Annotated in this window: 28 protein-coding genes and 1 tRNA gene; 16 read left to right on the top strand and 13 right to left on the bottom strand. The window is 70.3% G+C overall.

The genetic code is table 11. The features are described from left to right. Window positions 1-8: 8 nt before the first annotated feature. From C4K88_RS09785 to C4K88_RS09775, 3 genes are all read right to left on the bottom strand, one after another. A complete protein-coding gene (locus C4K88_RS09785) occupies window positions 9-323 on the bottom strand; it encodes an ArsR/SmtB family transcription factor (RefSeq protein ID WP_174705228.1) in 315 nt (104 codons plus the stop codon). Beyond that, window positions 323-1,237, bottom strand: a complete 915-nt coding sequence (locus C4K88_RS09780) for a cation diffusion facilitator family transporter (protein WP_104121449.1) — start codon at window positions 1,235-1,237, stop codon at window positions 323-325. The genes C4K88_RS09785 and C4K88_RS09780 overlap by 1 nt, the downstream gene beginning before the upstream one ends. A gap of 88 nt (window positions 1,238-1,325) precedes the next feature. Then, complete coding sequence (locus tag C4K88_RS09775) at window positions 1,326-2,309, bottom strand: aldo/keto reductase (RefSeq protein WP_104121448.1); 984 nt, start codon at window positions 2,307-2,309, stop codon at window positions 1,326-1,328. A 123-nt stretch (window positions 2,310-2,432) separates the two neighbouring features. Between C4K88_RS09775 and C4K88_RS09770 the strand changes: the two genes are divergently transcribed. Together C4K88_RS09770 and C4K88_RS09765 are read left to right on the top strand one after the other, a co-directional pair. Continuing rightward, entirely contained in the window at window positions 2,433-3,062 is a 630-nt protein-coding gene (locus C4K88_RS09770) for a TetR/AcrR family transcriptional regulator (RefSeq protein ID WP_206604363.1), read from the top strand. 40 nt (window positions 3,063-3,102) lie between these two features. Next, window positions 3,103-5,655 carry an MMPL family transporter gene (locus C4K88_RS09765; RefSeq protein WP_104121446.1) on the top strand — a complete coding sequence of 851 codons (2,553 nt, stop codon included), beginning with the start codon at window positions 3,103-3,105 and terminating at the stop codon, window positions 5,653-5,655. Between the two features lie 79 nt (window positions 5,656-5,734). On the opposite strand, the gene C4K88_RS09760 is transcribed toward C4K88_RS09765, so the two are convergent. After that, entirely contained in the window at window positions 5,735-6,370 is a 636-nt protein-coding gene (locus tag C4K88_RS09760) for a YitT family protein (RefSeq protein WP_104121445.1), read from the bottom strand. A 218-nt stretch (window positions 6,371-6,588) separates the two neighbouring features. Between C4K88_RS09760 and C4K88_RS09755 the strand changes: the two genes are divergently transcribed. From C4K88_RS09755 to C4K88_RS09740, 4 genes are all read left to right on the top strand, one after another. Next, on the top strand, window positions 6,589-7,230 hold the full coding sequence (locus tag C4K88_RS09755) for an ABC transporter permease (RefSeq protein WP_104121444.1): 642 nt from the start codon (window positions 6,589-6,591) through the stop codon (window positions 7,228-7,230). A 4-nt stretch (window positions 7,231-7,234) separates the two neighbouring features. Next, on the top strand, window positions 7,235-8,542 hold the full coding sequence (locus C4K88_RS09750; RefSeq protein ID WP_104121443.1) for an ABC transporter ATP-binding protein: 1,308 nt from the start codon (window positions 7,235-7,237) through the stop codon (window positions 8,540-8,542). An 88-nt stretch (window positions 8,543-8,630) separates the two neighbouring features. Continuing rightward, window positions 8,631-9,371: an ABC transporter permease gene (locus C4K88_RS09745; protein ID WP_438502348.1), complete on the top strand. Its 741-nt coding sequence runs from the start codon at window positions 8,631-8,633 to the stop codon at window positions 9,369-9,371. Then, entirely contained in the window at window positions 9,368-10,381 is a 1,014-nt protein-coding gene (locus C4K88_RS09740) for a glycine betaine ABC transporter substrate-binding protein (RefSeq protein WP_104121441.1), read from the top strand. The genes C4K88_RS09745 and C4K88_RS09740 overlap by 4 nt, the downstream gene beginning before the upstream one ends. On the opposite strand, the gene C4K88_RS09735 is transcribed toward C4K88_RS09740, so the two are convergent. The 4 genes from C4K88_RS09735 to C4K88_RS09720 form a co-directional block, all read right to left on the bottom strand. Then, window positions 10,378-10,749 (bottom strand): hypothetical protein, encoded by a 372-nt coding sequence (locus tag C4K88_RS09735; RefSeq protein WP_104121440.1) that lies wholly within the window; start codon window positions 10,747-10,749, stop codon window positions 10,378-10,380. The genes C4K88_RS09740 and C4K88_RS09735 overlap by 4 nt on opposite strands. Before the next feature lie 73 nt (window positions 10,750-10,822). Then, entirely contained in the window at window positions 10,823-11,833 is a 1,011-nt protein-coding gene (locus C4K88_RS09730) for an adenosine deaminase (protein WP_104121439.1), read from the bottom strand. Window positions 11,834-11,915: 82 nt separating this feature from the next. Next, window positions 11,916-13,403 carry a catalase gene (locus C4K88_RS09725; protein ID WP_104121438.1) on the bottom strand — a complete coding sequence of 496 codons (1,488 nt, stop codon included), beginning with the start codon at window positions 13,401-13,403 and terminating at the stop codon, window positions 11,916-11,918. Window positions 13,404-13,410: 7 nt separating this feature from the next. Then, entirely contained in the window at window positions 13,411-13,890 is a 480-nt protein-coding gene (locus C4K88_RS09720) for a Fur family transcriptional regulator (protein WP_241521818.1), read from the bottom strand. A gap of 90 nt (window positions 13,891-13,980) precedes the next feature. Between C4K88_RS09720 and C4K88_RS09715 the strand changes: the two genes are divergently transcribed. The 3 genes from C4K88_RS09715 to htpX all read left to right on the top strand — a co-directional run bounded on the left by C4K88_RS09715 (window position 13,981) and on the right by htpX (window position 17,029). Next, window positions 13,981-14,685, top strand: a complete 705-nt coding sequence (locus C4K88_RS09715; RefSeq protein ID WP_104121437.1) for an esterase/lipase family protein — start codon at window positions 13,981-13,983, stop codon at window positions 14,683-14,685. Window positions 14,686-14,742: 57 nt separating this feature from the next. Next, window positions 14,743-16,029: an MFS transporter gene (locus C4K88_RS09710; RefSeq protein ID WP_104121736.1), complete on the top strand. Its 1,287-nt coding sequence runs from the start codon at window positions 14,743-14,745 to the stop codon at window positions 16,027-16,029. Window positions 16,030-16,147: 118 nt separating this feature from the next. Continuing rightward, a complete protein-coding gene (gene htpX, locus C4K88_RS09705; protein WP_104121436.1) occupies window positions 16,148-17,029 on the top strand; it encodes a zinc metalloprotease HtpX in 882 nt (293 codons plus the stop codon). Between the two features lie 76 nt (window positions 17,030-17,105). Here htpX and C4K88_RS09700 read toward each other — a convergent pair whose 3' ends face one another. After that, entirely contained in the window at window positions 17,106-17,594 is a 489-nt protein-coding gene (locus C4K88_RS09700) for a YajQ family cyclic di-GMP-binding protein (protein ID WP_104051037.1), read from the bottom strand. Window positions 17,595-17,741: 147 nt separating this feature from the next. Between C4K88_RS09700 and C4K88_RS17135 the strand changes: the two genes are divergently transcribed. The 4 genes from C4K88_RS17135 to C4K88_RS09680 all read left to right on the top strand — a co-directional run bounded on the left by C4K88_RS17135 (window position 17,742) and on the right by C4K88_RS09680 (window position 21,486). Next, complete coding sequence (locus tag C4K88_RS17135; RefSeq protein ID WP_146065662.1) at window positions 17,742-18,125, top strand: hypothetical protein; 384 nt, start codon at window positions 17,742-17,744, stop codon at window positions 18,123-18,125. A gap of 89 nt (window positions 18,126-18,214) precedes the next feature. After that, a tRNA-Tyr gene (locus C4K88_RS09690) sits at window positions 18,215-18,296 on the top strand. 531 nt (window positions 18,297-18,827) lie between these two features. Continuing rightward, a complete protein-coding gene (locus C4K88_RS09685; RefSeq protein WP_167399016.1) occupies window positions 18,828-20,264 on the top strand; it encodes a polysaccharide deacetylase family protein in 1,437 nt (478 codons plus the stop codon). A gap of 184 nt (window positions 20,265-20,448) precedes the next feature. Next, window positions 20,449-21,486: an acyltransferase family protein gene (locus C4K88_RS09680; RefSeq protein ID WP_167399015.1), complete on the top strand. Its 1,038-nt coding sequence runs from the start codon at window positions 20,449-20,451 to the stop codon at window positions 21,484-21,486. Here C4K88_RS09680 and C4K88_RS09675 read toward each other — a convergent pair. Next, window positions 21,431-21,958, bottom strand: a complete 528-nt coding sequence (locus C4K88_RS09675) for a DUF6314 family protein (protein ID WP_174705227.1) — start codon at window positions 21,956-21,958, stop codon at window positions 21,431-21,433. The two genes, C4K88_RS09680 and C4K88_RS09675, sit on opposite strands and share 56 nt — an antisense overlap. 95 nt (window positions 21,959-22,053) lie before the next feature. Here C4K88_RS09675 and C4K88_RS09670 point away from each other — a divergent pair, with 95 nt between their 5' ends. Together C4K88_RS09670 and C4K88_RS09665 are read left to right on the top strand one after the other, a co-directional pair. After that, window positions 22,054-22,494, top strand: coding sequence for a MarR family winged helix-turn-helix transcriptional regulator (locus tag C4K88_RS09670; protein WP_241521817.1), 441 nt, complete (start codon window positions 22,054-22,056; stop codon window positions 22,492-22,494). Window positions 22,495-22,506: 12 nt separating this feature from the next. Beyond that, a complete protein-coding gene (locus tag C4K88_RS09665; RefSeq protein WP_104121431.1) occupies window positions 22,507-23,724 on the top strand; it encodes an MFS transporter in 1,218 nt (405 codons plus the stop codon). A gap of 18 nt (window positions 23,725-23,742) precedes the next feature. Here C4K88_RS09665 and C4K88_RS09660 read toward each other — a convergent pair whose 3' ends face one another. Further along, window positions 23,743-24,177 (bottom strand): DUF1810 domain-containing protein, encoded by a 435-nt coding sequence (locus C4K88_RS09660; RefSeq protein ID WP_104121430.1) that lies wholly within the window; start codon window positions 24,175-24,177, stop codon window positions 23,743-23,745. 84 nt (window positions 24,178-24,261) lie between these two features. Between C4K88_RS09660 and trxA the strand changes: the two genes are divergently transcribed. Beyond that, on the top strand, window positions 24,262-24,651 hold the full coding sequence (trxA, locus tag C4K88_RS09655; RefSeq protein ID WP_104121429.1) for a thioredoxin: 390 nt from the start codon (window positions 24,262-24,264) through the stop codon (window positions 24,649-24,651). 59 nt (window positions 24,652-24,710) lie between these two features. On the opposite strand, the gene C4K88_RS09650 is transcribed toward trxA, so the two are convergent. Together C4K88_RS09650 and C4K88_RS09645 are read right to left on the bottom strand one after the other, a co-directional pair. Beyond that, window positions 24,711-24,998: a putative quinol monooxygenase gene (locus C4K88_RS09650; protein WP_104121428.1), complete on the bottom strand. Its 288-nt coding sequence runs from the start codon at window positions 24,996-24,998 to the stop codon at window positions 24,711-24,713. Window positions 24,999-25,072: 74 nt separating this feature from the next. Further along, the gene (locus C4K88_RS09645; RefSeq protein ID WP_104121427.1) at window positions 25,073-26,047 is read right to left on the bottom strand and encodes a DNA-3-methyladenine glycosylase family protein; all 975 of its coding nucleotides are present in this window, start codon (window positions 26,045-26,047) and stop codon (window positions 25,073-25,075) included. Window positions 26,048-26,075: the final 28 nt, after the last annotated feature.

Below are 26,075 nucleotides of genomic sequence, written 5' to 3'. Positions count from 1 at the left end.
GCCGCGCGTCAGGGGTGGTCGTGGTGGGTGGGGTCCACGGCGAGGACGATGCCCAGGAGGTCCGTGAGCGCGTGCCCGAGTTTCGGGTCCACGAGTTCGTAGCGTGAGCGCCGGCCCTCGGGGACCGATATCACGAGGCCGCAGCCCCGCAGGCACGAGAGGTGGTTGGACAGACTCTGGCGGCTGACGCCGAGCAGCCCTGCCAGTTCGGTGGGGTAGGCCGGCGCATCGCGGAGGGCCACCAGGATCCGCACGCGCGTCGGGTCGGACAGGGCCGTGCCGACGCGTTCCAGGACCGACGTCGAGGTCAGGGTCTGCAGCATCAGTGTGTCAGCTCCGTCTCGTGGTGGACGTGGCCCAGCGGCTCGATCTGGAAGGTGCAGTGGTCGATGCTGACGTCGAAGTGCCGGGCCACACATTCCTGGAGCTGGTCGAGCACTGCGTGGGCGGAACCGTCCCGGTAGCAGTCGTCGTCGACGACGATGTGCGCGGTGAGGACCGGCAGGTCGGTGGCGATCTGCGTGATGTGCAGGTCGTGGACGTCGCGGACGTGGGGTAGGCGCGCGATATGGCCGCGGACCTCGTCGAGGTCGATGCCCGCGGGGGTGGACTCGAGCAGTACGTCGATGGTCTCCCGCAGCAGCTTCAGGGTCCGCGGGATGATCAGCGCGCCGATGAGCATGGCCACGAGGGCGTCCGCCCGCATCCACCCCGTCAGCGTGATGATCACGGCGGCCACGATGACGGCCACCGACCCGAGGGCGTCGTTGAGGACCTCGAGGAACGCGGCCCGCAGGTTGAAGCTGGCCGTCCGGTGCCGCGCCAGCAGTCCGAGCGCGGCGAGGTTGCCCACGAGCCCGATCACGCCGAAGACGATCATCTCCGGGGCCGCGACGTCCGTCGGTGTGATGAGCCGGCGGACGCCCTCGACCAGCACATAGGCTCCGACGGCGAGCAGGAACGCGGCCTGCAGCAGGGCGGCGATGACCTCCGCCCGCCGGAACCCCCACGAGCGCCGTGCCGACGTCGGACGGACCGAGAGCGTCGCGGCGCCGAGCGCCATGGCCAGGCCGGCGGCGTCCGTGAGGACATGTACGGAGTCGAAGAGGAGGGCGAGGCTCCCGGTCCACAGCGCCCCGACGATCTGGACGACGAAGACGCCGAGCGTGATGACGAGCGCGCGCGCCAGCGGACCGCGCCTGGCGGAACTCACGGGAGCGTGGTGGTGGGAACCCATGCCTCGATAGTACATCCGTCCGTGAACCTTCGGGCCGGCGAAGGAGGGTCCAGGAAGGAGGGTCCCGGTAGGAGCTGCGGGATCCGCCCTACCGGTCGACGCCGGACATGTCCTCGTAGCGGTCGCCGACGGGGGCTGCGACGCCGTCCAGCTGCGCGAGCTGCTCCGGGGAGAGCGTCAGGGCGTCGGCCGCGACGTTCTCCTCCAGGTAGCGCACCTGCTTCGTCCCCGGGATCGGGGCGATGTCCGGGCCCTGAGCGAGGAGCCAGGCGAGGGCCACCTGCCCCGGCGTCGCACCGAGCTGCCGTGCGACGTCGTCCACCTGCTCCACGATCCGGATGTTGGCCTGCAGGTTCCCGCCCGCGAAGCGCGGGTTGTTGCGGCGGAAGTCGGACGCGTCGAGCTGGTCGACGGAGCGGATGGTCCCGGTCAGGAAGCCGCGGCCGAGCGGCGAGTAGGGCACGAACCCGATTCCGAGCTCGCGGACGAGCGGAAGGAGCTCGCGCTCGGGGTCCCTGCTCCACAGGGAGTACTCGGTCTGGAGCGCCGTCACCGGGTGGACGGCATGGGCCCTGCGGATGGTGGCGGGAGCCGCCTCGGACAGTCCGACGTGCCGGATCTTGCCCTCCTCGACGAGCCCTGCCAGGGCGCCCATGGTGTCCTCGACCGGGACCGAGGGATCCATGCGGTGCTGGTAGTAGAGGTCGATGTGGTCGGTGCCGAGCCGCCGCAACGACCCCTCGACCGCGAGGCGCACGTTCTCCGGGCTGCCGTCGAGCCCCATGGCACCGCCTGCCGAGTGGCGGATGGTGCCGAACTTCGTGGCCAGCACGACGTCGTCGCGTCGGGTCCTGAACGCCCGGCCGAGCAGTTCCTCGTTGGTGTAAGGGCCGTACATCTCCGCGGTGTCGAAGAAGGTGACGCCGAGGTCGCGCGCACGGTGCAGCGTGGCCGTCGCGGCGGCGTCGTCCTTCCCGCTGCCGGTGTAGAACGCCGACATGCCCATGCAGCCGAGGCCGAGGCGGGAGACGTCGAGGCCTGAACCGGGGGAGCCGAGGGTGATGGTGTGCATGGGGGCCGCCTTCGGGGGAGGGAGGTGATGCCTGGGCCAGCGTACGCCCATGAGCGGGAGGGCGTGGATACCGTCGGAAACACCTTGTTGCACGCTGTGCAAGATTGTGCCTACGCTGGGATCGTGCTGGAGAAGACCGAGAACGCGGTGCCTGTGGGCCGACGCGAGCAGAACAAGATCGATACCCGGCGGGCGATCGCCGATGCGGCGTTCGGCCTCGCCGTGTCCGTGGGGCCGGGCTCGTTCACGGTCGACCAGATCGCCGAGCGTGCCGGGGTCTCCCGCCGGACGTTCTTCAACTACTTCCACAGCGCCGAGGACGCCCTGACCGTCCGCACGGACGGATTCCTCGACCTGGCACTGGAGGTCTTCGGGCGGATGCCCCAGGACGAGCCCCTCTTCGACTCCATCATCCGCGCCTTCTCCGAGACCACGCGGATGGAGGGCCTCCTGCAGCACGGCGCGCTCTTCCGCATGGCGGACTCCAACCCGGATCTCCTCCGCGCGCAGCTGCACGCATGGGAGCGCGCCGAGGTGCGGATCGTCGAGGGATTGCGCCGACGACTCGGCTCGGACGCGTCCGAGCTGTACCTCACCGCCCTCGTGGGGAGCGTGCTGTCCTGCACCAAGGCGGCCATGCGCGACTGGTCCGCCATGCCCCCCGACGCCGCCGGCGACCCCGGCGAGCAGCTCGAGGGACGCATCCTCGCGGTGCTGACCATGCTCCGCGACGGTTTCTCCCCCCGCACCTGAATCCCCGTTCTCTCCGCTCTCTTCCTGCTAGGACCCCCTCATGGCTTTTCTCCTCTACCGGCTCGGCTCCTTCGCGTACCGGAGGCGCTGGTGGGTCGTCTCCGCCTGGCTCGCCATCATGCTGGCGGTCGGCGCCGCGGCCGTCGCCTTCTCCGGGACGCTGACCAACAACTTCACCATCCCCGGGACCGAGTCGCAGCGGATCTCCGATCGCCTGCGGGACGAGCTGCCGGAGGCGGTCGGCGGCACCGGCACCGTGGTGTTCACCTCCGACGACGGCGCCGCGTTCACACCCGACCAGCGGAAGGGCGTGCAGTCGGCCCTGGCCGACATCGCTGCGCTCGACGGCGTCCGCGCCGTCATCGACCCCTTCGAGGTCGCGGACCAGGTGGCTGCGGGCGGCGAGGAGCTCGAGGCGGGACGCGCGGAACTCGACACCAGCGAGCAGCAGCTGAGCGTCGGCGAGGACCAGCTCGCGCAGGGCCAGCAGCAGCTCGACGAGCAGCGGGCCCAGTTCGAGCAGGCCCGCGCGCAACTCCCGGCGGCCCAGGCCGCGGCCACCGCCCAGCAGCTCGAGCAGGGCCAGGCGACGCTCGACGCGAGCCGCACCGAACTGGAATCCGGGCGGGAGCAGCTCGACGCCGGACGCACCGAACTCGAGCTCGCCGAGCGGCAACTGGAGGCCACCTCCGGGGTGAGGCTGGTGTCCGAGGACGGCTCCACCGGCGTCGCCAGCGTGCAGTTCGACCAGCAGATCAACGCGGTCTCGCCGGAACTGCGCGCAGAGGTGCAGGAGAAGGCCGCCGAGGCGGAGTCGGCCGGAGTGACGGTCGAGTACAGCAAGGAGATCGTCGAGGACGTCTCCGGGATCATCGGGGCCACGGAGATCGTCGGCCTGGCCGTCGCCGCGATCGTCCTCGTCCTGATGCTCGGCACCCTCGTGGCCGCCGGGCTGCCGCTGCTCATGGCGATCGTGGGCGTGGGCGTGGGCGTCGGCATCACCTTCGCCCTCTCGGGGATCGTCGAGATGAACAGCATCTCCCCGGTCCTCGCGCTGATGCTCGGCCTCGCCGTCGGCATCGACTACTGCCTGTTCATCGTGAACCGGCACAGGACGCAGCTACTGCACGGCATGGACCTGCAGGAGTCGATCGCGCGTGCCACCGGCACCGCCGGGAACGCCGTCCTCTTCGCGGGCATCACCGTGATCGTGGCACTCGCCGCGCTCGCCGTGCCCGGGCTCCCATTCCTGACCGTCATGGGCCTCTCCGCGGCCGGTACGGTCGCGGTCTCGGTCCTCGTGGCCCTCACACTCACCCCGGCGCTCCTCGCGCTGATGGGGCGTCGCGTCATCTCGAAGCGCCGCTGGGCCAAGGCCGCCGGCCACAAGCACTCCGCCGCCCTGCCCCTGGACTCGGAGGACAGCACGGTCCTGGCCGACCAGCGCGCCGCGAGGGGCGCGGGCTGGGGTGGCTTCGTGACCCGGAAGCCTGTCCTCACGGTCCTCGCCGGCGTGGTCCTGCTCGGCGTCATCGCCATCCCCGCCGCCCAGCTGCGCGTCGGCCTGCCCGACGGCGGCACGGAACCGGCCGATTCCACGGCGTTCCAGGCGTACACCGCCATCGGCGACAAGTTCGGGGCGGGCACCAACGGCCCGCTGATCGTCGTCGGATCCCTCCCCGAGACCGCCGACGAGGCGGAGCTCACCACGCTCCAGCTCGACGTCAACGATCGCCTGCGGGATGTGCCCGGCGTCGCCGCGTCCGTCCCGGCGACGGTGAGCGAGGACGGCCGCACGGCGATCTTCCAGGTCATCCCGGAGGAGGGTCCGGCCAGCGAGGCCACCGAGAACCTCGTCCGCGACCTCCGCGGCGCGACCGACGAGTTCGAGGACGAGACCGGTGTCGCGATCGCCGTGACCGGGCAGACCGCGGCGAACATCGACGTCTCCGCGAAGCTGATGGAGGCGCTGCCGGTGTACCTCGCCATCGTGGTCGGGCTGTCCCTGATCCTGCTCCTGCTGGTCTTCCGCTCCATCCTGGTGCCCATCATCGCGACCGCCGGGTTCCTGCTCTCCCTGCTCGCGAGCTTCGGCGCCACGGTGGCCATCTACCAGTGGGGGTGGCTCGGCGACGTCTTCGGGGTGACGAACCCGGGGCCCATCCTGAGCTTCCTGCCCATCATCCTCATCGGGGTGCTCTTCGGCCTCGCGATGGACTACCAGATGTTCCTGGTGTCCGGGATGCGGGAGGCGTACGTCCACGGGGACGACCCCAAGGCCGCGGTGCGCATCGGCTTCAGCCATGGCGCCCGCGTGGTCACGGCCGCCGCGATCATCATGGTCTCGGTGTTCGCGGGCTTCGTCTTCTCCCACCTGGCGATGGTGCGCCCCATCGGGTTCGGGCTCGCCTTCGGGGTACTGCTCGACGCCTTCGTGGTCCGCATGACCCTCGTCCCGGCCGCCATGTACCTGCTGGGCAGGCATGCCTGGTGGCTCCCGGCGTGGCTCGGGAAGATCCTCCCCGACGTCGACGTCGAAGGGGCCCGGCTCCTGCGCGAGGAGAAGAAGGAGGCCGTCTCCGTCCCGGCCTGACGACGACGGCGCTGGTGGTGCGCAGCCCGGACGGGGCCGGGGCACGGCGGGGGCACGTGCGGGTGTCCCCGCCCGGTGCTCAGGCGCCGAGGTAGCGCCCGGGACGGTGGTTGAGCGCCACCACGAGGTTCAGCACCACGGCGCCGACGGCGGAGAGCAGGACGCTCGCGGGGTCGACGACGGCGAAGGCGGCGAGGATGACGGCCGTGTCGAGAGCCATCTGGACGTACCCGGCACGCCAGCCGAGCCGCTCCTGGAGGATGAGCGCGAGGATGTTGAAACCGCCGAGGCTCGCCCGGTGGCGGAAGAGGATCAGCAGGCCTACGCCGGCCAGCAGGTTCCCGCCGAGCACCGCATAGACGGGGTGCAGGGAGAGTCCGCCGAGCGCCAGCGGGTGGACGGCGGCCAGGCCTGCGACGAGCGCCACGGCCACGACGGTGCGCAGCGTGAAGTCCCAGCCCTTCTTCCACACGGCGAGGGCGAAGAACGGGACGTTGACCGCGAGGAACAGGACGCTGAAGGACAGTCCGCCCGCGTAGCCCAGGAGCATCGCGAGGCCCGCCGTCCCGCCGGTCACGGCGCCGCTCGTCGCGAGCAGGAACAGGCCGAGGGACACCGTGAAGGTGCCGGTCACCATCCCCAGGACGTCCTCCACCGCCGAGTGCCGGACGACTGCATCGGTGCCGGTCGGGGCGAGGGCTGTCGTGGTGTCCATGGCGGCAAGTTATCACCGGACGGTACGGGCCGAAGCACCGGAGGCCGCCGATGTGAACAACGGCACAGGGGCGGCGCAAGTACTCGGGGCACCCGGATCGCTTTTCCGCTCGCCCCCGATCTCCGGTACGGTGGAAAAATAAGCTGGCTTATGGTTTCGCCTCTGGCGTACCGTCCGTCGGGTCAGGCATGCGGCGTCGCCGCGACGGGGAGGTGGACATGGTCGATTACGTGGGCAGCAGGTTCGAGCAGATCCTGTTCGCCAGCTGGCAGCATTTCTCACTCGTGGTCCAGTGCCTGGTGATCGCGACCGTCCTGGCCATCGTGGTCGCGGCGCTCGTCTACCGCAGTCCCGCCCTCACCACCGTGGCGAACAGCGTGTCGGCGATCGGCCTGACCATCCCGTCCTTCGCCCTCATCGGCCTCCTGATCGCCCCGTTCGGCTTCGGAGTGGCACCCGCCGTCATCGTGGTCGTGTTCTTCGCTGTCCTGCCCATCCTGCGTAACGCCGTCGTCGGCCTGACCAGCGTGGACCGCGCCATCGTCGAATCCGCGCGGGGGGTGGGGCTGAGCCGCTTCCAGACCTTCCGCCGCATCGAGCTGCCGATGGCCTGGCCCGTCATCCTCGCCGGCGTGCGGGTCTCGGCGCAGATGGTCATGGGCATCGCCGCGATCACCGCCTACGTCCTCGGGCCCGGCCTCGGCGGCTTCATCTTCACCGGGCTGGCCCGGCTCGGCGGCGCCAATGCCCTCGAGTCCGTCGCCACCGGGATCATTGCCGTGGTCATCCTGGCCATGGTGCTCGATCTCCTTCTGGTCGGCCTCGGCCGGCTCACAATCCCACGAGGTATCCGTGTCTGAGAGTATGTCCGTCACCCCCGCGTCCGCGGGCGCCACGTCCCTGAACCCCACCGCGGAGATCACGGGTGCGAGCATCCTGCTGGACAAGGTCAGCAAGCGCTATCCCGGTCAGGCCGGAGCGGCCGTCGACGGACTCACGATGGAGATCCCGGCCGGCAAGATCGTCATGCTCGTCGGCCCGTCGGGCTGCGGCAAGACCACCACCCTGAAGATGATCAACCGCCTGATCGAGCCCACCGAGGGGCGGATCGTACTCGACGGCGACGACGTCACGGGGATCGACGGCGACGCCCTGCGCCGCCGCATCGGCTACGTCATCCAGGCCGGCGGCCTGTTCCCGCACATGACCGTCGCGACGAACATCGCGATCGTCCCGAAGATGCTCGGCTGGAGCAAGGAGCGCGTGGCGGCCCGCGTGGACGAGCTCCTCGAGCTCGTCTCCCTCGACCCGGAGCAGTATCGCGACCGGTTCCCCCGGGAGCTCTCCGGCGGTCAGCAGCAGCGCGTGGGCGTGGCCCGGGCGCTCGCGGCGGATCCGCCCGTGCTGCTCATGGACGAGCCGTTCGGTGCGGTGGACCCGATCACCCGGGTGCGCCTGCAGGACGAGCTCATCAGCATCCAGAAGGAACTGCAGAAGACGATCGTCTGCGTCACCCACGACTTCGACGAGGCGGTGAAGCTCGGGGACTGGATCGCCATCTTCACGGAGGGCGCGCAGCTGGTGCAGTACGACACCCCGGCACGCATCCTCGCCGAGCCCGCCAACGAGTTCGTGGAGAACTTCATCGGAGCCGGTGCAGGCCTCAAGCAGCTGACCCTGACGCGCGTCAACGAGGTCGCCCTGCAGCCCGCCGTCACCGCGTCACCGGGTGACCTCACCTCCGACGTCCTCTCGCGCCTCGACCAGGAGGGCCACGACCACGCCGTCGTCATCGACGGCCGCAACCGGCCGCTGCAGTGGCTGTCGCGGCGGCAGCTCGCCCGGCTGGAGCGGATCGGCGACGACAGGGATCCGCGCCTTCCGCTGATCGGCGAGCGCGCCACCCTCAACGATGCCCTCGACATCATGCTCGTCTCGAGCGTCGGTGCGGCGCTCGTCACCGGCGGACGCGACAGCTTCCGCGGCGTCATCGACGTCGAGACCGTCATGGAGGCGATGAGCCAGGCCCATGCCCGGGCGCGTACCTCCCATGCCGAGGGCAGGCCGGTGGGCATCAACACCGGTGCGCTCACCGCGCTCCCCGCGCCCGACGACGCGCCCGACGACGACCGGCCCCTGCACGCGGCCGGCAGGGGTACCGCGGGTGAGTGAGCTCGTCGGCGCTCCCGCCGAGACCGTGGCCCAGGGCCGGACGGCGGGCGCAGGCCCCGTCACCGGCGCGCGGGGCGCAGCCGATCCCCTGACCGTCAGCACGGGCCGCGGATGGCGCCCGCTGCTCCTCCAGCTCGCGGGCATCCTCCTGGCCGTCGGTGCGCTGGTCGCCTGGCTCCTGACGACGCAGCTCACCGAGACCGAACGGATCACCCTCAATCCGGCCTCCCTCCTCGTCTACACGCGGGAGCATCTGGCGCTGACGCTGCTGTCCGCCGCGATCGTGCTCCTGCTCGCCATCCCGCTCGGCATCCTGCTGACCCGCAGGCCGTTCCGGCGGCTGGCCGGCCCGGTGCTCGCCGTCGTCAACATCGGCCAGTCCGCGCCGGCCATCGGGATCGTCGTGCTCCTCGCCGCCTGGCTCGGCTTCGGCTTCCGTGCCGCCGTGACGGCGCTCGTGGTCTACGCGCTCCTGCCGGTCCTGCGGAACACCATGGTCGGTATCGGCCAGGTGGACGACCGCCTGGTCGAGGCCGGTCGGGGGATGGGCATGAGCGCCGCCGCCGTCCTCTTCCGCGTGGAGCTCCCCCTGGCGGTGCCCATCATGCTCGCGGGCATCCGCACGGCGCTCGTGCTGCTCGTCGGCACCGCCGCGCTCTCCACGTTCATCAACGGCGGCGGGCTCGGCATCCTCATCACCACCGGGGTGAACCTCAATCTGACACGCGTCCTCGTCGCCGGCGCCGTGAGCGTCGCCCTCCTCGCGCTGCTCGTGGACTGGGTAGGGCGCGTCGTCGAACTCCTCGCCCGCCCGAAGGGACTCACATGAGCCACCGTCCAGCCCCCCGCGGTCACCGCTCAGGCGCCGCTGTCGCGCTCGCCGGTGCGGCCGCCGTCGGCTTTCTGCTGACCGGGTGCGGATTGCAGCCGGCCACGTCCTACGTCCCGGTCGCCGGCCCGGGATCCATTCAGCCCATCGAGGGCGTCGACGACGCCCCGCTCACCGTCACGTCCAAGAACTTCACGGAGCAGCTGATCCTCGGGAAGATCTCCGTGCTGGCTGCCCAGGCCGCCGGGTTCGACGTCACGGACCTGACCAACGCGCCAGGGTCGCAGCCGCCCCGCGACCTGATCCTCTCGGGGGAGGCCGACCTCACGTGGGAGTACACGGGCACGGCCTGGCTCGCCTTCCTGGGTGAGGAGGCCGGCATCGCCGACCAGCAGGAGCAGTGGACGGCGGTACGGGACGCCGACCGCGCCAACGGGCTCGTGTGGGGCGGGCCCGCGCCGCTGAACAACACGTACGCCATGGCCGTGCGGACAGAAGCGCTCCCCGAGCTCGGAGGAATCACCACGATGTCCGGGCTGGCCGAGCTGCCACCCGAACAGCGGACGTTCTGCGTGGAGGCCGAGTTCAACTCCCGGACGGACGGCATGACGCCCATGCTGGAGCACTACGGCCTGGAGCGCGGAGCGGCGACCGGCGTCCCGGACGCGAACATCGGCATCTACGACACGGGCGCCATCTACGGGGCGACCGACACCGGCGCGTGCAACTTCGGGGAGGTGTTCGCGACGGACGGACGCATCGAGGCCCTCGACCTGACCCTGCTCGAGGACGACCTCGGGTTCTTCCCGGCCTACAACGCAGCGCCCGTGTACTACGGGAAGACCCTCGAGGAGTTCCCCGAACTCCAGGAGGTGTTCGACACCATCACCCCGGCCCTCACGGATGAGGCGCTGCGCGTCATGAACCTCAGGGTCGACGTCGAGGGCGAGGAACCCGCCGACGTCGCCTTCGACTTCATGGTGGACAACGGGTTCATCTCCCGGCCCTAGCCGGCAGGAACAGGCCGTCCGGACGCCGTCCCCACGGAGGACAGCCAGGCGCGGGCCTCGCCGCTGTCCGTGAAGTAGCGGGTCCTGCTGGGCGACTGGACGATGAACGCCGCGAGGACGCGGTCCACGGGGTCCTGGCCCGTCAGCCCGATCGGCCCTGCGTGGTGGTACGCGACGAGCATCCGGCGCGCGGGCTGCGTGATGTGCCGGACGAGATCCAGGTGCACGAGGACCGGGGAGACGTGCCAGTGCGGGAAGTGCGTGATCGTGTTCGCCAGGACGTCGAGCTGCGCGGGTCCGATCCGGACCCCGGGCCGCCAGAGGACCGCCAGGATGCCTGCGTCGTGGGTGATCGTGAAGTCGGCCAAGACGGTGCCTTCCTCGATCGGCGCCCGGTGCAGGCACGGTCCAGTGCAGTCTTGCACCGGAGGGAGCCCTCGCCTAGACGGCGCGCGGGGCGTGGGCGGAGACGCGCCAGGCCTCGACCTCCGCCAGCAGGTCCTGGCGCCGACCCTCGCTGATGAACGCCGAGCGGACCGAGTTCGCGGCAAGCCGTGCGCGGTCGTCGATGCCCAGCCCGAATGCGTCGACCAGCGCCGCCAGGTTGTCGTCCAGGTAGCCGCCGAAGTACGCCGGATCATCCGAGTGCACGGAGACGTTCAGGCCGCGCGCGAGCATCGCCGGCAGAGGGTGATCACCGATGGCGTCGACGGCGCGCAGCCGCACGTTCGAGAGCGGGCACACCGTCAGCGGGACCTGGTCGGCGACGAGCCGCTCGACGAGCGCCTCGTCCTCGAGGCAGCGGATCCCGTGATCGATGCGGTCCACCGCCAGGAGGTCGAGCGCCTCCCACACATAGGCGGCCGGGCCCTCCTCGCCCGCGTGGGCGACGCACTTCAGCCCGGCGTCCCGGGCGACGTCGTACACCTCCCGGAACAGCGACGGCGGATACCCCGCCTCCGCCGAGTCCAGGCCGATCCCGATGATGGGGGCGTCCATCGCGAGGAGGTCGCGCAGCACCTCCAGCGCCTCCGCCGCGGGCCGGTCCCGCAGGAACGCGGCGATCAGGGACGTACTGATGCCGGCGTCGGTCTCGCTCGTGGACAGGGCCGCCGCCACACCGTTGACGCACGTCTCGAGGGGCACGCCGCGGGCCAGGTGTGCCTGCGGGTCCATCATGATCTCCGCGTGCCGGACCCCCGCCGCGGCCGCCCGGCGCAGGTACGCCCGGGTCATGTCCGTGAAGTCCTGCTCCGTGCGCAGCACGTCCATGTTCGCGTAGTAGAGGTCCAGGAAGGACTGCAGATCGGTGAACGCGTAGCGCGTGGCCAGGTCCGCGGGATCGGCGTAGGGGAGCGAGATGCCGTTCCGCGCCGCGAGGGTGAAGATGAGCTCCGGTTCGAGGGTCCCCTCGATGTGCAGGTGCAGTTCGGCGCAGGGCAGTGGCGGCATGGGCCCAGCCTAGGTGACTCCGAGGATGCGGAAGGAGGGCGGACCCGTGCGGGTCCGCCCTCCTCAGGTCGTACCGGAGCTGCTAGTAGAGCGCGGCTTCGGACTCGGTCGCGGGCGTCTGGCCGCTGCCGAGGTTCGCTGCGAGCTTCGCGCCGAGGTCGGCGTCCACGTTGGCCCAGTACTGGACGGCCCGCGCGCGGATCTCGTCGCTCTGCACTCCGCCGACGGCCCCGGTGATGGTCTCGAGGAAGCGCGCCCGCTGGGCGTCGTCGAACACCTCGCGGTAGAGCGTCCCGGCCTGGCCGAAGTCGTCGTCCTCGGCGTGCAGCGAGTGCGCCGCGTACACGAGGTCGCCGTCGTTCTCCCAGCCGCCGTGGGCGCCGTACTGCGCCGGATCGGCGGCGGGGCCGCCCACGGAGTTCGGCGCGTAGACCGGGGTGGTGGCCGCGTTGAAGTGGTAGCGCGCCGCGCCGTCCTTCGAGTAGTTGCGCACCTCGTTCTTCGGCATGTTCACGGGCAGCTGCGCGTGGTTGGTGCCCACGCGGTAGCGGTGCGCGTCGGCGTAGGAGAAGATGCGCGCCTGCAGCATGCGGTCCGGGCTCGCGGCGATGCCGGGCACGAAGTTCGACGGCGCGAACGCGGCCTGCTCGATCTGCGCGAAGTAGTTCTCGGGGTTGCGGTTCAGGGTCAGCTTGCCCACCGGGATGAGCGGGTAGTCGGCCTGCGGCCACACCTTGGTGAGGTCGAACGGGTTGAAGCGGTACGTCTTCGCGTCGTCGTACGGCATGATCTGGACCTTGAGGTCCCAGCTCGGGTGGTTGCCCTTGGCGATGTTCTCCGAGAGGTCCCGCAGGTGGTGGTCGGCGTCGGACCCGGCGAGTGCCTCGGCCTCGTCGACCGTCAGCACCTCATGGCCCTGGTTGGACTTGAAGTGGTACTTGACCCAGAACTTCTCGTTCAGTTCGTTGATCCACATGAAGGTGTGCGAGCCGTAGCCGTTCATGGTCCGCCACGAGTTCGGCAGGCCGCGATCGCCCATCAGCCAGGTCACCTGGTGCGCGGACTCAGGGCTGAGCGTCCAGAAGTCCCACTGCATGTCGGCGTCGCGCAGGTTGGTGCCGGGCAGGCGCTTCTGCGAGTGGATGAAGTCGGGGAACTTGATGCCGTCGCGGATGAAGAACACCGGGGTGTTGTTGCCCACGAGGTCGTAGTTGCCCTCGGAGGTGTAGAACTTCAGCGCGAAGCCGCGCGGGTCCCGCCAGGTGTCGGGGGAGCCCTGCTCGCCGGCCACGGAGGAGAAGCGCAGGAGCGTCTCCGTGGTCGTGCCCTTCTGGAAGAGCGCGGCGCGCGTGTACATGCTGACGTCCTCGGTGGTCTCGAAGACACCGAACGCTCCACCGCCCTTGGCGTGGACCACGCGCTCGGGGACGCGCTCGCGGTTGAACTGGGCGAGCTTCTCGACGAGGTAGTGGTCGGTCAGGGGGATGGCGCCGTCGCGGCCGAGGACGGACGAGTTGCCGTCGTCGATGACGGGTGCGCCGGACTGCGTGGTGCTGAAGTTCGCGGTCATGGTGCTCCTATTCGTGGTGGGTTGGGGGGTGGTGTGGGGCTGCCGGTCGGCAGTCGTCGCAGAGTCCCTGGTACAGGACCTCTGCGACCTGGATGGTCATCCGGGAGGCGCCCGGAGACCATTCGGGGGTGAGGCAGGGCGCATGCCCGACGGCGCAGTCGACGTCCTCGATCCGCCCGCAGCCGGTGCAGACCGCGTGGTGGTGGTTGTCGTTTACGCGCGTCTCGTAGCGGGCGGGGGAGTGCGGTGTCTCGATGCGGCGCAGCAGGCCGATCCCGGTGAGATCGGCCAGGATCACGTACACCGACTGCACCGTGATGTGGGGCAGCTCGGCGCGGACCGCCGTGGCGGCGTCGTCCGCGGTGGCGTGCGGCAACTGCTCGACGGCGGCCAGCACCGCCAGGCGCTGGCGCGTCACGCGGCGCTGGTGCGCGTGCAGGGTGGCGGACCACCGGGCCTCGCGCTCCGCCTCCACCGTCCGCATCATTGCTTCAGTGAATCAGTAAATCTGAGTTTCTCATAATAAGGCGCCGTCAAGACCCGTTATGGGAGCCGGGCGGTCGGTACGGTGGACGGGATGAACTTCTTCACACGCGGTCGGGCCTGGATCCTGGACTACGCCTACGTGGGCTTCTGGCAGGCGCACGGCTTCCTGCTGCGGACGGATCCGGCACGCTACCGGACGCCGGCCCCGGATGCGCCGGCCGGCAAGGCGCCCATCCTGCTCCTGCCCGGCATCTACGAGACGTGGCAGTTCATGCGCCCCATCGCCCACCACCTGCACCGGGCCGGCCACCCGGTCCACGTTGTGCAGAAGCTGGGCTACAACCGCGGCACGGTCGAGGACATGGCGCAGCTCGCCGCGGCACACCTGCAGGAGCACGACCTCACCGACGTCGTCATCGTCGCGCACAGCAAGGGCGGCCTGATCGGCAAGTTCCTCCTGACGATGTCGGGTGCGGCCCCGCGCGTCACCCGCCTCGTGGCGGTGAACACGCCGTTCTCGGGGTCCATCTATGCCGCCTTCTTCCTGCTGCCCAGCATCAGGGCGTTCTCCCCGTTCGACCGCACGCTGCAGATGCTCCGCACGAACCGCGCCCTGAATGCCCGCATCACCTCGATCTACGGGCGGTTCGACCCGCACATCCCGGGCGGCAGCTTCGTCGAGGGGGCCCGCAACGTGCAGCTCGAGACCATGGGTCACTTCCGCCCCATCGCGGACAGCCGGGTGCTCGAGGAGATCGAGCGGGCGATCGTGGCGGGAGACACCGAGGCCGTCTGAGCGAAGGCCGGCTCCGAGCCTCGACCGTTGCCGCAGCGAATCACTTAGACTGTGCCCGTGCCCAGACTCCTCGCCGACATCACCCCGCTGAAGGAGAGTCCGGCCTTCCGGCGGCTGTACATCGGGACGGCGCTCTCGGCGATCGGCACGCAGCTCACCATCGTGGCCGTGAGCCTGCAGATCTACTCCCTCACGCAGTCCACCCTGAGCGTCGGGCTGCTCAGCCTCTTCGCCCTCGTGCCCCTGGTGGTGGCGGGTCTCTACGGCGGCGCCATCGCCGACGCGCAGGACCGCCGCACGGTCGCGCTGCTCTCGGGACTGGCGCTGTGGGCCACCACCGCGGCCATCGCGCTGCAGGCGTGGATCGGCATGGACAGCGTGGGGTTGCTGTACGGTCTGATCGCCGTGCAGTCCGGCGCGGCCGGCATCAACCAGCCCACCCGGAGCTCCATCATCCCGCGCCTCGTGCGACCGGCGCTGCTGCCCGCCGCGAACGCCCTGAGCATGATCACCTTCGGCCTCGCCTTCACCGTGGGCCCGCTGCTCGCGGGCCTCCTCGTGGCGCAGGTGGGCTACGCCTGGACGTACACGGTCGACGTCGTCACCTTCACCTTCGCGCTGTGGGCCGTGTACCGGCTCCCGCCGCTGCCGCCGGAGGGCCCCACGCGGCGGGCCGGCCTCGCCACCGTGCTGGAGGGGTTCCGCTTCCTCGGCACGCGGCCGAACATCCGGATGACCTTCATCCTGGACCTCATCGCCATGATCACGGCGCAGCCGCGCGCCCTGCTGCCGGCCGTGGGCGCGGTGCTCATCGGCGGCGGCGAGCTGACCGTGGGCATCCTGCTGGCGTCCGGCGCCTTCGGGTCGGTGCTGGCCGGGCTGTTCTCCGGCCCGCTCGGGCACATCCACCGGCAGGGTCAGGCCGTCATCTGGTCGATCGTCGGCTGGGGCGCCTCCGTCGCCGGGTTCGGGCTCGTCGTCGTCATGGCCACCGCGACCGGCCAGCCCGCCGCGGGTGAGGGCGAGATCTCCGGCTGGGTCCTCCCGGCGGCCGCGTGCCTCGTGCTCGCGGGCATCGCCGACTCCGTCAGCAGCGTCTTCCGCAACACGATCCTCCAGTCGGCGACGCCGGACGCCATGCGCGGACGCCTCCAGGGTGTGTTCATCGTCGTCGTCGCCGGCGGGCCGCGCCTCGGCGACATGGTGGCCGGCGGCCAGGCGGCCTGGCTGGGGGAGGGCTGGACCGCCGTCATCGGGGGAATCGCGTGCGCCGTGCTGGTGCTCGCCGTCGCCCGCTGGCAGCCCCGTTTCGCGCAGTACGACGCGCGCCACCCCCAGCCCTGACGCCCTGCCCGCTCCCTGCCTGCTCGCAGCGCCGGCCCGTACGATGAACGGAACAGGCCGCCGAGCACCCGCGTTGTACTGGTGACAGCGACGGCCGCCGCAGCCCAAGGAGACAGCAGTGCACAACCATTTCAACGGCGCCAAGACGGCGTTGCTGTTCGGCGCCCTGATGGGGATCTTCCTCGTCTTCGGTGCCGTCATCGCCGGGGCGACCGGCAGCTCCATGTTCATCTGGCTCTTCGCCCTGCTCGGCGTCGGTTCGATCGCCTACAGCTACTGGAACAGCGACAAGATCGCGATCCGCAGCATGCAGGCGGTCGAGGTGACGGAGCAGCAGCAGCCGGCCATGTACCGGATCGTCCGGGAGCTCAGTGCCCGGGCGAACAAGCCGATGCCGCGGCTCTACGTCTCACCGACCATGGCCCCCAACGCCTTCGCGACCGGTCGCAACCCGGAGAACGCCGCAGTGTGCTGCACGCAGGGCATCCTGCGGCTGCTGGACGAGCGTGAACTGCGCGGCGTCCTGGGGCACGAGCTCATGCACGTGTACAACCGCGACATCCTCACCGGGTCCATCGCGGCCGCCGTCGCCGGCGTCATCACGTCCGTGGCGCAGATGTTCGCTTTCGCGGGCATCATGGGCGGCAACCGCAACCAGGGCGGCAATCCCATCGCGGCGCTGCTCCTCGCCTTCCTCGCGCCGCTCGCCGCGGCGCTCATCCAGACGGCGATCGGCCGGACCCGTGAGTACGACGCCGACGAGGACGGCGCCGCCCTGACCGACGACCCGCTGGCGCTCGCCTCCGCCCTCCGCAAGCTCGAACGCGGGACCCAGCGGGCTCCGCTGCCCAAGGACCAGCGCCTCGTCAACACCTCGCACCTGATGATCGCCAATCCGTTCAAGGGGGGCGGTGCGGGCAAGCTGTTCGCGACCCACCCGCCGATGGACCAGCGCATCGCCCGCCTCGAGGGCATGGCAGGCCGCCCGCTCACCCAGTAGGGCGGCACGGACGACGGCGGCCCCACCTTCGGCAGGTGGGGCCGCCGTCGTCCGCTGTCCGCTCAGGGCGCTGCGGTCAGCGCATGTTCACGAACTGGAGATCGGCCTCGTCGAAGTTCTTGAGCAGGGCCATGGTGGCCTGCAGGTCGTCGCGCGACTTCGAGCTGACGCGCAGCTCGTCGCCCTGGATCTGGGACTTGACGCCCTTGGGCCCCTCGTCGCGGATCAGCTTGTTGATCTTCTTGGCGATGTCCTGGGCGATGCCCTCCTTGATGGAGGTCTCGAGCCGGAACTCCTTGCCCGAGGGGAAGGGCTCGCCGGTGTCGAGGGACTTCAGGGAGATGCCGCGCTTGATCATCTTGGACTGCAGGACGTCGAGGACCGCCAGGACGCGCTCCTCCGAGTTCGCCTTCATGAGGATCTTCTCGCCGCTGAAGTCCACTTCCGCGCCGACCCCCTTGAAGTCGTACCGCTGGGCGATCTCCTTCTGCGCCTGGTTCAGCGCGTTGGCGACCTCCTGCTTGTCCACTTTGCTTACGACGTCGAACGTGGATTCACTCGCCACGATGCCTCCTCGGGGTGGTTGGGTTTCCTTGCCCCCAAGCGTATCCGCAACCCTGCCCTTCACAGCAGGTGCTCAGGCGGCGCTGGGGACACGCACACCGCCGGCTGACACCCTGGTGACAATCACCCGGACCGAAGGAGCACCGCCATGACCGAGACGCCGCGCCGCCGCTACCGGGTCCGGCTCCGCCGGGCCATGGCCGGGTCCTTCCTTGCTGCGGCCACCGCGGCTTCGTTGACCGGGGTGGCTGCGGGTCCGGCGCTCGCCGCTCCGTCGTCGGTCATCGCCCCCACCGACAGCACCGACAGCACCGACAGCACCGACAGCACCGACAGCACCGACGGTGACGCCCGCGATCTCCTGTCGGGGGCGCCCGCTGTCGTCGTCAAGGTTCCGGCGGCGACCTCGCAGGACCGCCTCGCCGGAGTCCGGGCGGACCTCGACACCGCCGTCCTGCTGCGCCTGGTCACGCCCGAGCAGGCCGGCAGTTTCTACGCGCAGATCGAGCGCCGGGTGGCAGCGGGCCTGTAGCGTCGCCGGCCGATTCGTCTCCCGGGCGGTTTGTGGGTAAAGTTGTCTTGCCCGCTCTTGCTGCGGGCGGTCTTCCTGTGAAGACGTTCGGCAGATTACCCGAGCGGCCAAAGGGGGCTGACTGTAAATCAGCTGGCAACGCCTACGGGGGTTCGAATCCCTCATCTGCCACTCGCCAGTAATGGCGGGAAACTTGGACCCACTGGGACCTCTTCGGAGGTCCCAGTGGGTTTTTTCTTGCCCAGTGAGCACGCGCCCTGCTCCTGCGTGATGCGGCAGCAGTGCAACAAGCACCACCCCTCACGGTCAGGGTAGCGATCGACGATCAAGACAGGTACCGGCTACTGGGACCATCCAGTCCCGCCGGGACTACCCTGACTGCAGCAGACGGGCGAACCTCTGAAACCGGCCCCCTCCGTAGCCGACGCAATCGACCAGCACTCTTCAGGGGGCCGGCACGAGAGTCCACGAGGCGAGGACGAGATGGACATCATGAATCGATTCCGTGTACTAGCGACCGCTCTCCGGAACCGGACTGCTCCTAGGCGATCGTCGCAGCGCCCCTCGGACCGGGGGAAGCCCCGGACCGGCCGGCAACGCCTCTCGATCAGACCGTTGGCGGCGTTTCCGCTGTCCTTGGGACTGGTGCTCGGCGGGGCTTCTCTCTGGGCGCCGCCCCCTGCCCAGGCTGCACCCGCAGGCATGGTGAGTGTGACGTTCGACGACGGGTGGACCAGCCAGTACAACAACGCTCTGCCCGTCCTGAACAAGTACGGGGTCCCGGCCACGATGTACATCATCTCGGGATCCATCGACGACGCCCCGAACTACATGACCCAGGCCCAGATCCAAGCCTTCGCCGACCGCGGTGACCAGATCGCGTCCCACACCGTGACCCACTCGGACCTGACCACACTCACGGCGGGCCAGCTCGACAGTGAGCTCGCACAGAGCAGGGCCACGCTGCAGCAGCTGTTCGGTCCTTCAGCCGGGATCGATTTCGCGTCGCCCTACGGTGCGTACAACGCGACGACCACGGCTGCGGTGAAGAACTACTACGCCACCCAGCGCAACACCGATGAGGGGTTCAACGCGCCGGCCGGCTTCGATCCCTATAACGTCGTCGTCCAGAACGTCGTCTCCACGACCACCACCGCCACGGTCCAGGGGTGGGTGGACACCGCTAGGGCCACCAATACCTGGCTGATCCTGGTCTACCACGAGGTGGGAGCGAGCATCGGCGGGGACGTCTTTCATGTGGACACAGCCGTGCTCGACTCCCAAATGGCCGCGGTGAGGAACAGCGGGCTGCCGATGGTCACGGTGCGCCAGGGCGTCCAGGCGCTGACCCCGCAGGCCGCAGCGGCGCCGGCCGCACCGACCGGGGTCACGGCCACCAGGGGGAACGGCTCCGCGACGGTGGCCTGGACCGCACCGAACAACGGCGGCTCGCCCATCACGTCCTACACCGTGACTCCCCGTTCCGGGACCACCAACCTCCGGCCCGTCACCGTCACCGGCAACCCGGCCGCACCCCGCGCCACCATCACAGGGCTCTCCAACGGCACCGCCTACACGTTCACCGTCACCGCCACCAACGCGGTCGGCAGATCCCCGGCCTCCGCCGCATCCGCTTCCGTCACCCCCGCAGCGCCCCCCAAGAGCGTCATCACCAACGGCGGCTTCGAATCCGGCCTCGCCGGCTGGACCACCGGCGGCGTCCTGCCCCCGAAGGCCTCCGCCACCGCCCGCACCGGAATCCGTTCCGCTCTCCTCGGCCTGACCTCGGGCCCGGAACCCCTCGGGAACAGCAGCCTGTCCCGGACCATCGCGGTCCCGGCCACCGGAACCTCCACCCTGTCCTTCTGGTACAAGCCCCACACCACCGACGAGCGTTGTGAAGGCTCCGCCTGCCGCTACGACTGGACGGAAGCGCAGATCCGCTCCACCAACGGCACCGTGCTGCGCAGCCTGTTCAAGCGCGCCAGCAACTCCGCGACCTGGACCCGCGTCACCGCGGACCTCAGTGCCTACAGGGGCAAGAGCATCACGCTCTGGTTCAATGTCCACCTCGAAGGAGCAGTCCCCGCCGACGACACCTGGATGTACGTCGACGACGCCGCCATCACCACCAAGTAGGGCGCACGTACACCGCCGCGACCTGTGGCGGCCGGGCAGGTCCGCCGGCGCAGATCCGTCCCGTCCACCCGCCTGAAGGACCTCGCCGCGAACATCTCCGTCTCCGCGGATCCTCGATACCCATGTCAACTCCTTCGTCCGGATGCCATCCGGAGCAGGGGTCATCACCGAAGTACCGGGGCACGTGCGTACAGTGGAAGCTCGACGGCGGGGGGTCAGGATCAGCAGCTCACGACAGGCGCGCGTCGGATGGCTGGACAGTCTCCGCGGCGTCGCCATCCTCCTCGTCGTCCTGCTCCATGCGAGCGAGGCCCTCAGAATGGCGGTCGGCCCGACCCCCGGGATCGACCAGCTCAACCTCTTCCTCGAGCCCTTCCGCATGCCCGTCCTGATGTTCCTCTCCGGCGTCCTGCTGCCGCGGTCGGTGGCCAAGCGCGCCCGCACCTACTTCGCGGGCAAGGTCTCCCTCGTGGCGTGGCCGTACCTGCTCTGGTCGCTGATCATCCTGGCCGCGACCGAAGGCCTGAGCGCAGGCGCCGTGGCGCAGATCGTCTATTTCTCGCCCACCTACCTCTGGTACCTGTGGTTCATCCTCGTCTTCTACGCCGCGGCCTACCCGCTGCGCCGCGTCCCGGCGGTCGCCGTCGCCGGTGCAGGTCTTGCCGCGTCGCTGGTCCTGCCCGACGGCGGCCGTCTCCAGATGATGGCGTTCCTCGCGGCGTTCTTCTTCTTCGGCGCCTGGTGCGTGCAGCACGCCGGGCTGGTTGAGCGCATGATCAGCAGGCCCTGGGTGCCGGTTCTCGCCGGCACCGCGGCGGTCACGGTGGGCGCCCTCAACGTGGCCGGCCGGGACGTGCTCTACCGGGGGGAGTTCGTGTGGGGCGTGGTGGGTGCACTCGGCGTCGTGTGCTGGCTCTTCCCGCGGCTCGGGGCGAACCGTGCGACGGCGGCGCTGGAGTTCGTCGGGCGCCACTCGATCGTCTTCTACGTGGTGCACCTCGGACCGATCATGGGCGTCCTCGCCCTCGCGGACGCCGCCGGGGTTGCCGGGACCTGGCTGCTGCCGGCCCTGCTGGCGGTCGGTGTCGGGGCTCCGCTGGGGCTGGCATGGATGTATTCGACGAGGAAGCACGCCTCGGTGAACCTGCTGTTCGAGCTGCCCGCCCTCAAGCGCCGCCCGATGGCGACCACGGCGCCCGCGGCGGGCCGGTCGGGGGCCTGAGCGGTCCGGCTCCGATCCGGGTCAGGACGGTCGTGAGCAGGAGATTCTTCGCGGGCCCGATCACGTCCCAGGAGTACCGCACCGTGTCCGGTGACGGCACCGTGAAATCCACCCGGTAGGTGTCGGGGGAGCAGGGGTGCTCGTCGCGGGCACGGCCGCGGCTGAGGTCCAGTCGGCACAGCACGCGTCCGTCCGGGAACGTGACGACCACCCCGGTGTCATCGGCGTCGATCCGGTACGAGCGCGACGCCGGCCCCCGGTAGGAGGCCCAGCGGGCCGTCCCTTCCTCGTCCCAGCGCAGGCCGCCGTCGTCGGGTGTGAAGGTCGTGGTGCCGGTGAACGTGCCCGTCGCGCCGCCCGCCCGGTCCAGCATGGTCCGCTCGGTGGCCCATGCGCCGGCGAGGAAGACGAGAGGCTCGGGGACGGGGACCAGGCCGGAAGGCATCACGGCCGATGGCGCATCGTCGTGCATGGATCCCCTTCCGTCCCGTGTGGGACCAACGCTAACCCGGCGCCGACGACGGGGCAGGATGCGACCCACCCCTCAGAATGTTAGGCTTCCTAACTATGAGCCCCGAACAGCTGGACCCGCAGGTCCTGGCCCTCGCGCAGTCCTTCCGCACCACGCTGCGCCACGCCGTCTACCTCAGCCGGTCCATGGACAGCGACGGCGACATCACCGCGATGCAGATGAGCACGCTCAGCATGGCCGCGGACGCCCCGCTCCGGGTCAGCCGGGTCGCGGCGAACCTCGGGATCCGCGTTCCGTCCGCCACCGAGCAGATCATCAAGCTCGAGCAGGCGGGCCTCGTCAGCAGACAGCCGGACCCGACCGACTCCCGCGCCGTCCTGGTGGAGCTCACCGAGCAGGGCCGCGCCGCGTGGGAGGACGCCAGTCGGCGCCGCAACGCGCGCGTGGCAGCCCTGCTGGACCGGCTCGACGACGGGGAGCGGGCCACGCTCGCCGCCGCCCTGCCGATCATCCAGAAGATCAACCACACCTTGTAGGAGCCACCAGCAGTGACCACCCATGCCTCACCGGCAGCACCACCCGACACGGTCCTCGCGGACGAGAAGCCTTCCTTCTTCCGCCAGCCCAAAGCGGTCTGGGCCACGGCCCTCGCCGCCGTCTTCGCCTTCATGGGCATCGGCCTCGTCGACCCCATCCTCCCCGCCATCGCCGAGAACCTCGACGCCTCACCCAGCCAGGTGTCACTGCTCTTCACCAGCTACTTCCTCGTGACCGCCGTCGCCATGCTCGTCACCGGCGTCATCTCCTCCCGCATCGGCGGCAGGAAGACCCTGCTGCTGGGGCTCGGCCTCATCGTGGTGTTCGCCTCCCTCTCGGGACTGTCCGGCGACGTCGCGACGCTCGTCGGCTTCCGCGCCGGCTGGGGCCTCGGCAACGCCCTGTTCGTCGCCACGGCGCTCGCCGTGATCGTGGGCGTCGCCAGCGGCGGCACCGCGACCGCGATCATCCTGTACGAGGCCGCCCTCGGGCTCGGGATCTCCCTCGGTCCGCTGCTGGGGGCCCTCCTCGGCGGATGGCAGTGGCGTGCCCCATTCTTCGGGACGGCCGGCCTCATGGCCGCGGCCTTCATCGCCCTCGCCGTCCTGCTGCCGGCCACCCCGAAACCCGCGACCCGGACCTCCCTCAGGGATCCGCTTCGCGCCCTCGGACACCGGGGCCTCCGCACGACGGCGACCAGCGCCCTCTTCTACAACTACGGGTTCTTCACGATCCTCGCCTTCACGCCGTTCGTGCTCGGCATGGACGCCTACGGCATCGGTGCCGTCTTCTTCGGCTGGGGCCTGATGGTCGCCGTCTTCTCGGTCCTCGTCGCGCCGGCGCTGCAGCGGCGGCTCGGCACCACGCGCGTCCTGCTGCTGACCCTCGGTGCCCTGATGCTCGTCCTCGTCGGCCTCGCCGTCGCCGCCGGGCACTCGGTGACCGCCGTCGTCGTGCTGGTGATCGCCTCCGGGGCCCTGCTCGGCATCAACAACACGCTGTACACCGAACTCGCGATGAGTGTCTCCGACGCGCCGCGGCCCGTCGCCTCCGCAGGCTACAACTTCGTGCGCTGGATGGGCGGCGCCCTCGCGCCGTTCGCGGCGACGAAGCTGGCCGAGCTCTACACCCCGCAGACCACCTACGCGGTCGCCGCCGCCATGGTCCTCGTGGCGGGCGCCGTCGTGGCCGCCGGACGCGCGTCCCTCACGCACGCCGCCGAGGTCTAAGATCAGGGCCGGACGGCGTCAGCCCGCGAGGATCGAGTCCGTCCCCTGGTCCTCGACGCCACCGTAGTAGCGGTCCAGTACGGCCTGGAACCACGGCTCCTGCGGGGCGGCCCGGTTGAAGAGCGTCATGGAGGACTGCAGCTTCCGGGCGTCGATCCCGCCGAGCACCGCCACCGGGTCGCTGCCGTCGAGGGTGAGGAGGGCCTGCGTGCTCTCCATCAGCCGTGGTCCGAGTACGGGGTGCGACAGGTAGGCCTCGGCCTCCTCCAGCGATCCGATGGCGTAGCGGACCGCCGTCGGGCTGCTCCCGAGCCCTGCGATCTGGGGGAAGACGAACCACATCCAGTGGCCCGTCTTGCGGCCCCCGTTCAGTTCGGCCAGGGCCTGCGTGTAGGTTCCGTGCGCATCCTGCGCCGCGACGAACCGCGCCAGGTCATAGGGATCTTCGGTCACTCGGGCCTCCGGGGTCGGTGGTGCGGTTCTTCATCGGTAGCGAACACACCTGACATGGCGGCCGGGGGTCGTTAGCGTTGAAGGATGTCGACTATCAACATCACTGAGGCAAGCTTCCCAGAAACCATCGAGGGCAACGACATCGTGTTCGTCGACTTCTGGGCCGACTGGTGTGGCCCGTGCAAGCAGTTCGCCCCGGTGTACGACGCCGTGTCGCAGCAGCACGAGGACGTCACCTTCGCGAAGGTGGACACCGAGGCCGAGCAGTCGCTGGCCGCGGCCGCAGGCATCACGTCCATCCCCACGCTGATGGCCTTCCGCGAGAAGGTGCTCGTCTTCTCCCAGCCGGGCGCCCTGAACGCGACCCAGTTCGGCGAACTCGTCGACGCCGTGAAGGGCCTCGACATGAAGACCGTGCACGAGCAGATCGCCCAGCAGCAGGCCGGGAGCGCCCCGGCCGCCGACGGCCAGTAGCCGCCCCGTAACGAGGAAAGCCCCGCACTCCTTTGAGTGCGGGGCTTCGTCGGTCCTGGTCAGGCCTTGTCGGAGCGGACGACGTCCGCCGGCCGGGCCAGCAGGGCGCTCAGTGATTCGCCGAGGTCCTGGATGGCGGGGCCGCGCAGGTGCTGGTCGAGGAGTTCGGTGGACTCCCACTGCTCGGTGAGGACGATGCGGTCCTCCTGGGCATCCGTGATCTCGTACCGGATGCATCCGGGTTCCTCCACCACCTGTTCGATGGCGATGTCGAGGGCGAGCTTCACGCGGAAGAACTCGCCGTCGAGCGGGGTGAATACTGCTGTGACGTCTACGGGCTGGCTCATCCTCCAACCCTAGCGGTGGGCGCCCTCTCCGCCGCATCGCAGCCGGGCCGCCCCGTGCCGTCAGCGCCGTGCCTTCAGCGCCGGCGGTGATCCTCGGGGGAGAGCCTCGGGCCGAACGTCGGTTTGCGGAACCCGCTGGCGTAGAGCGACCGCACCACGCGCTGGCGCTGGCCCTTCCACGGTTTCAGGAGTTCGATCATGCCGGCGTCGTCCGTGCGGCGGCCGGTGAGTGCCGCGCCCACGTAGGCGGCGAGGTGGTAGTCGCCCACGGAGATGGAATCCGGGCACCCGTGCGTCCGCTGCACCACCTCGGCCACCGTCCAGACGCCGATCCCCGACACGGATCGCAGACCGGCACGGACGGCGTCGCCTCCCGGCAGCGCCGCGAGGCGTTCCAGACCGGTCGCCATGTGGGCCGCCTTGAGGACGGTGGACGACCGCTGGGCGTCGACGCCGGCCCTGTGCCACTCCCAGGACGGCACGCGGCGCCACTGCTCGGCGGTCGGCGGGAGGCGGAGCCCGGCAGGCCCGACGTCGCCGGCCCTGGGGGCGACGTCCCCGTACCGGACCAGCAGATAGCGCCAGGCGCGCTTGGCCTCCAGGCCGGTCACCCGCTGCTCGAGGACGGCCCGCGCGACGGTGTCGAGCATGCGGCCCGATGACGGCAGGCGCAGTCCGGGACTGAGGTACCGACCCTTGCGGGCGAGGTCCGGCAGCGTGGCGCGGAACTCCGCCGCGTCGAAGGCGCTCCAGTCGTCGTCGGCGCCGAGCAGCCGGGGAACAGATGCGAGCGCGCAGGCCGCACCGGTACCCCACGCCGTCGCCTGGACGCGGCTCTCGTTCAGCGATCCGCGCTGGCGGAGGGCCAGCGTGACCGGGCCGTCGGCGGTCCGGAACGCCAGCCAGTGGTCGGGGCCCTGCACGATGAACGACGGGTCGTGCGGACCGCACTGCAGGGTGCCGATCGTCCTGGCCAGGCTGTACGGGCCGTTCGGCACCCATTCCACGGCCTCGGCGCCCGAGGCCACGACGGCGGGAGCAATGGTCATGGCTCAATCGTCCCACGGCGGACCCGGA

The sequence above is a fragment of the Arthrobacter pityocampae genome (assembly GCF_002927275.1).
Lineage (GTDB): Bacteria > Actinomycetota > Actinomycetes > Actinomycetales > Micrococcaceae > Arthrobacter_D > Arthrobacter_D pityocampae.
Note: the sequence above shows the minus strand (reverse complement) of the source record. Positions and strands in the feature narration are given on the sequence as shown.

Excerpts from the sequence above, each read along its gene's own strand:
- C4K88_RS09685 (WP_167399016.1), top strand. The coding sequence starts at position 18,828 with ATGGTGAGTGTGACGTTCGACGACGGGTGGACCAGCCAGTACAACAAC.
- trxA (WP_104121429.1), top strand. The coding sequence starts at position 24,262 with ATGTCGACTATCAACATCACTGAGGCAAGCTTCCCAGAAACCATCGAG.
- C4K88_RS09785 (WP_174705228.1), bottom strand. The coding sequence starts at position 323 with ATGCTGCAGACCCTGACCTCGACGTCGGTCCTGGAACGCGTCGGCACG.
- C4K88_RS09715 (WP_104121437.1), top strand. The coding sequence starts at position 13,981 with ATGAACTTCTTCACACGCGGTCGGGCCTGGATCCTGGACTACGCCTAC.
- C4K88_RS09755 (WP_104121444.1), top strand. The coding sequence starts at position 6,589 with ATGGTCGATTACGTGGGCAGCAGGTTCGAGCAGATCCTGTTCGCCAGC.
- C4K88_RS09645 (WP_104121427.1), bottom strand. The coding sequence starts at position 26,047 with ATGACCATTGCTCCCGCCGTCGTGGCCTCGGGCGCCGAGGCCGTGGAA.
- C4K88_RS09760 (WP_104121445.1), bottom strand. The coding sequence starts at position 6,370 with ATGGACACCACGACAGCCCTCGCCCCGACCGGCACCGATGCAGTCGTC.
- C4K88_RS09740 (WP_104121441.1), top strand. The coding sequence starts at position 9,368 with ATGAGCCACCGTCCAGCCCCCCGCGGTCACCGCTCAGGCGCCGCTGTC.
- C4K88_RS09780 (WP_104121449.1), bottom strand. The coding sequence starts at position 1,237 with ATGGGTTCCCACCACCACGCTCCCGTGAGTTCCGCCAGGCGCGGTCCG.
- C4K88_RS09775 (WP_104121448.1), bottom strand. The coding sequence starts at position 2,309 with ATGCACACCATCACCCTCGGCTCCCCCGGTTCAGGCCTCGACGTCTCC.
- C4K88_RS09720 (WP_241521818.1), bottom strand. The coding sequence starts at position 13,890 with ATGATGCGGACGGTGGAGGCGGAGCGCGAGGCCCGGTGGTCCGCCACC.
- C4K88_RS09765 (WP_104121446.1), top strand. The coding sequence starts at position 3,103 with ATGGCTTTTCTCCTCTACCGGCTCGGCTCCTTCGCGTACCGGAGGCGC.
- C4K88_RS09750 (WP_104121443.1), top strand. The coding sequence starts at position 7,235 with ATGTCCGTCACCCCCGCGTCCGCGGGCGCCACGTCCCTGAACCCCACC.
- C4K88_RS17135 (WP_146065662.1), top strand. The coding sequence starts at position 17,742 with ATGACCGAGACGCCGCGCCGCCGCTACCGGGTCCGGCTCCGCCGGGCC.
- C4K88_RS09730 (WP_104121439.1), bottom strand. The coding sequence starts at position 11,833 with ATGCCGCCACTGCCCTGCGCCGAACTGCACCTGCACATCGAGGGGACC.
- C4K88_RS09670 (WP_241521817.1), top strand. The coding sequence starts at position 22,054 with ATGAGCCCCGAACAGCTGGACCCGCAGGTCCTGGCCCTCGCGCAGTCC.
- C4K88_RS09675 (WP_174705227.1), bottom strand. The coding sequence starts at position 21,958 with ATGCACGACGATGCGCCATCGGCCGTGATGCCTTCCGGCCTGGTCCCC.
- C4K88_RS09725 (WP_104121438.1), bottom strand. The coding sequence starts at position 13,403 with ATGACCGCGAACTTCAGCACCACGCAGTCCGGCGCACCCGTCATCGAC.
- C4K88_RS09650 (WP_104121428.1), bottom strand. The coding sequence starts at position 24,998 with ATGAGCCAGCCCGTAGACGTCACAGCAGTATTCACCCCGCTCGACGGC.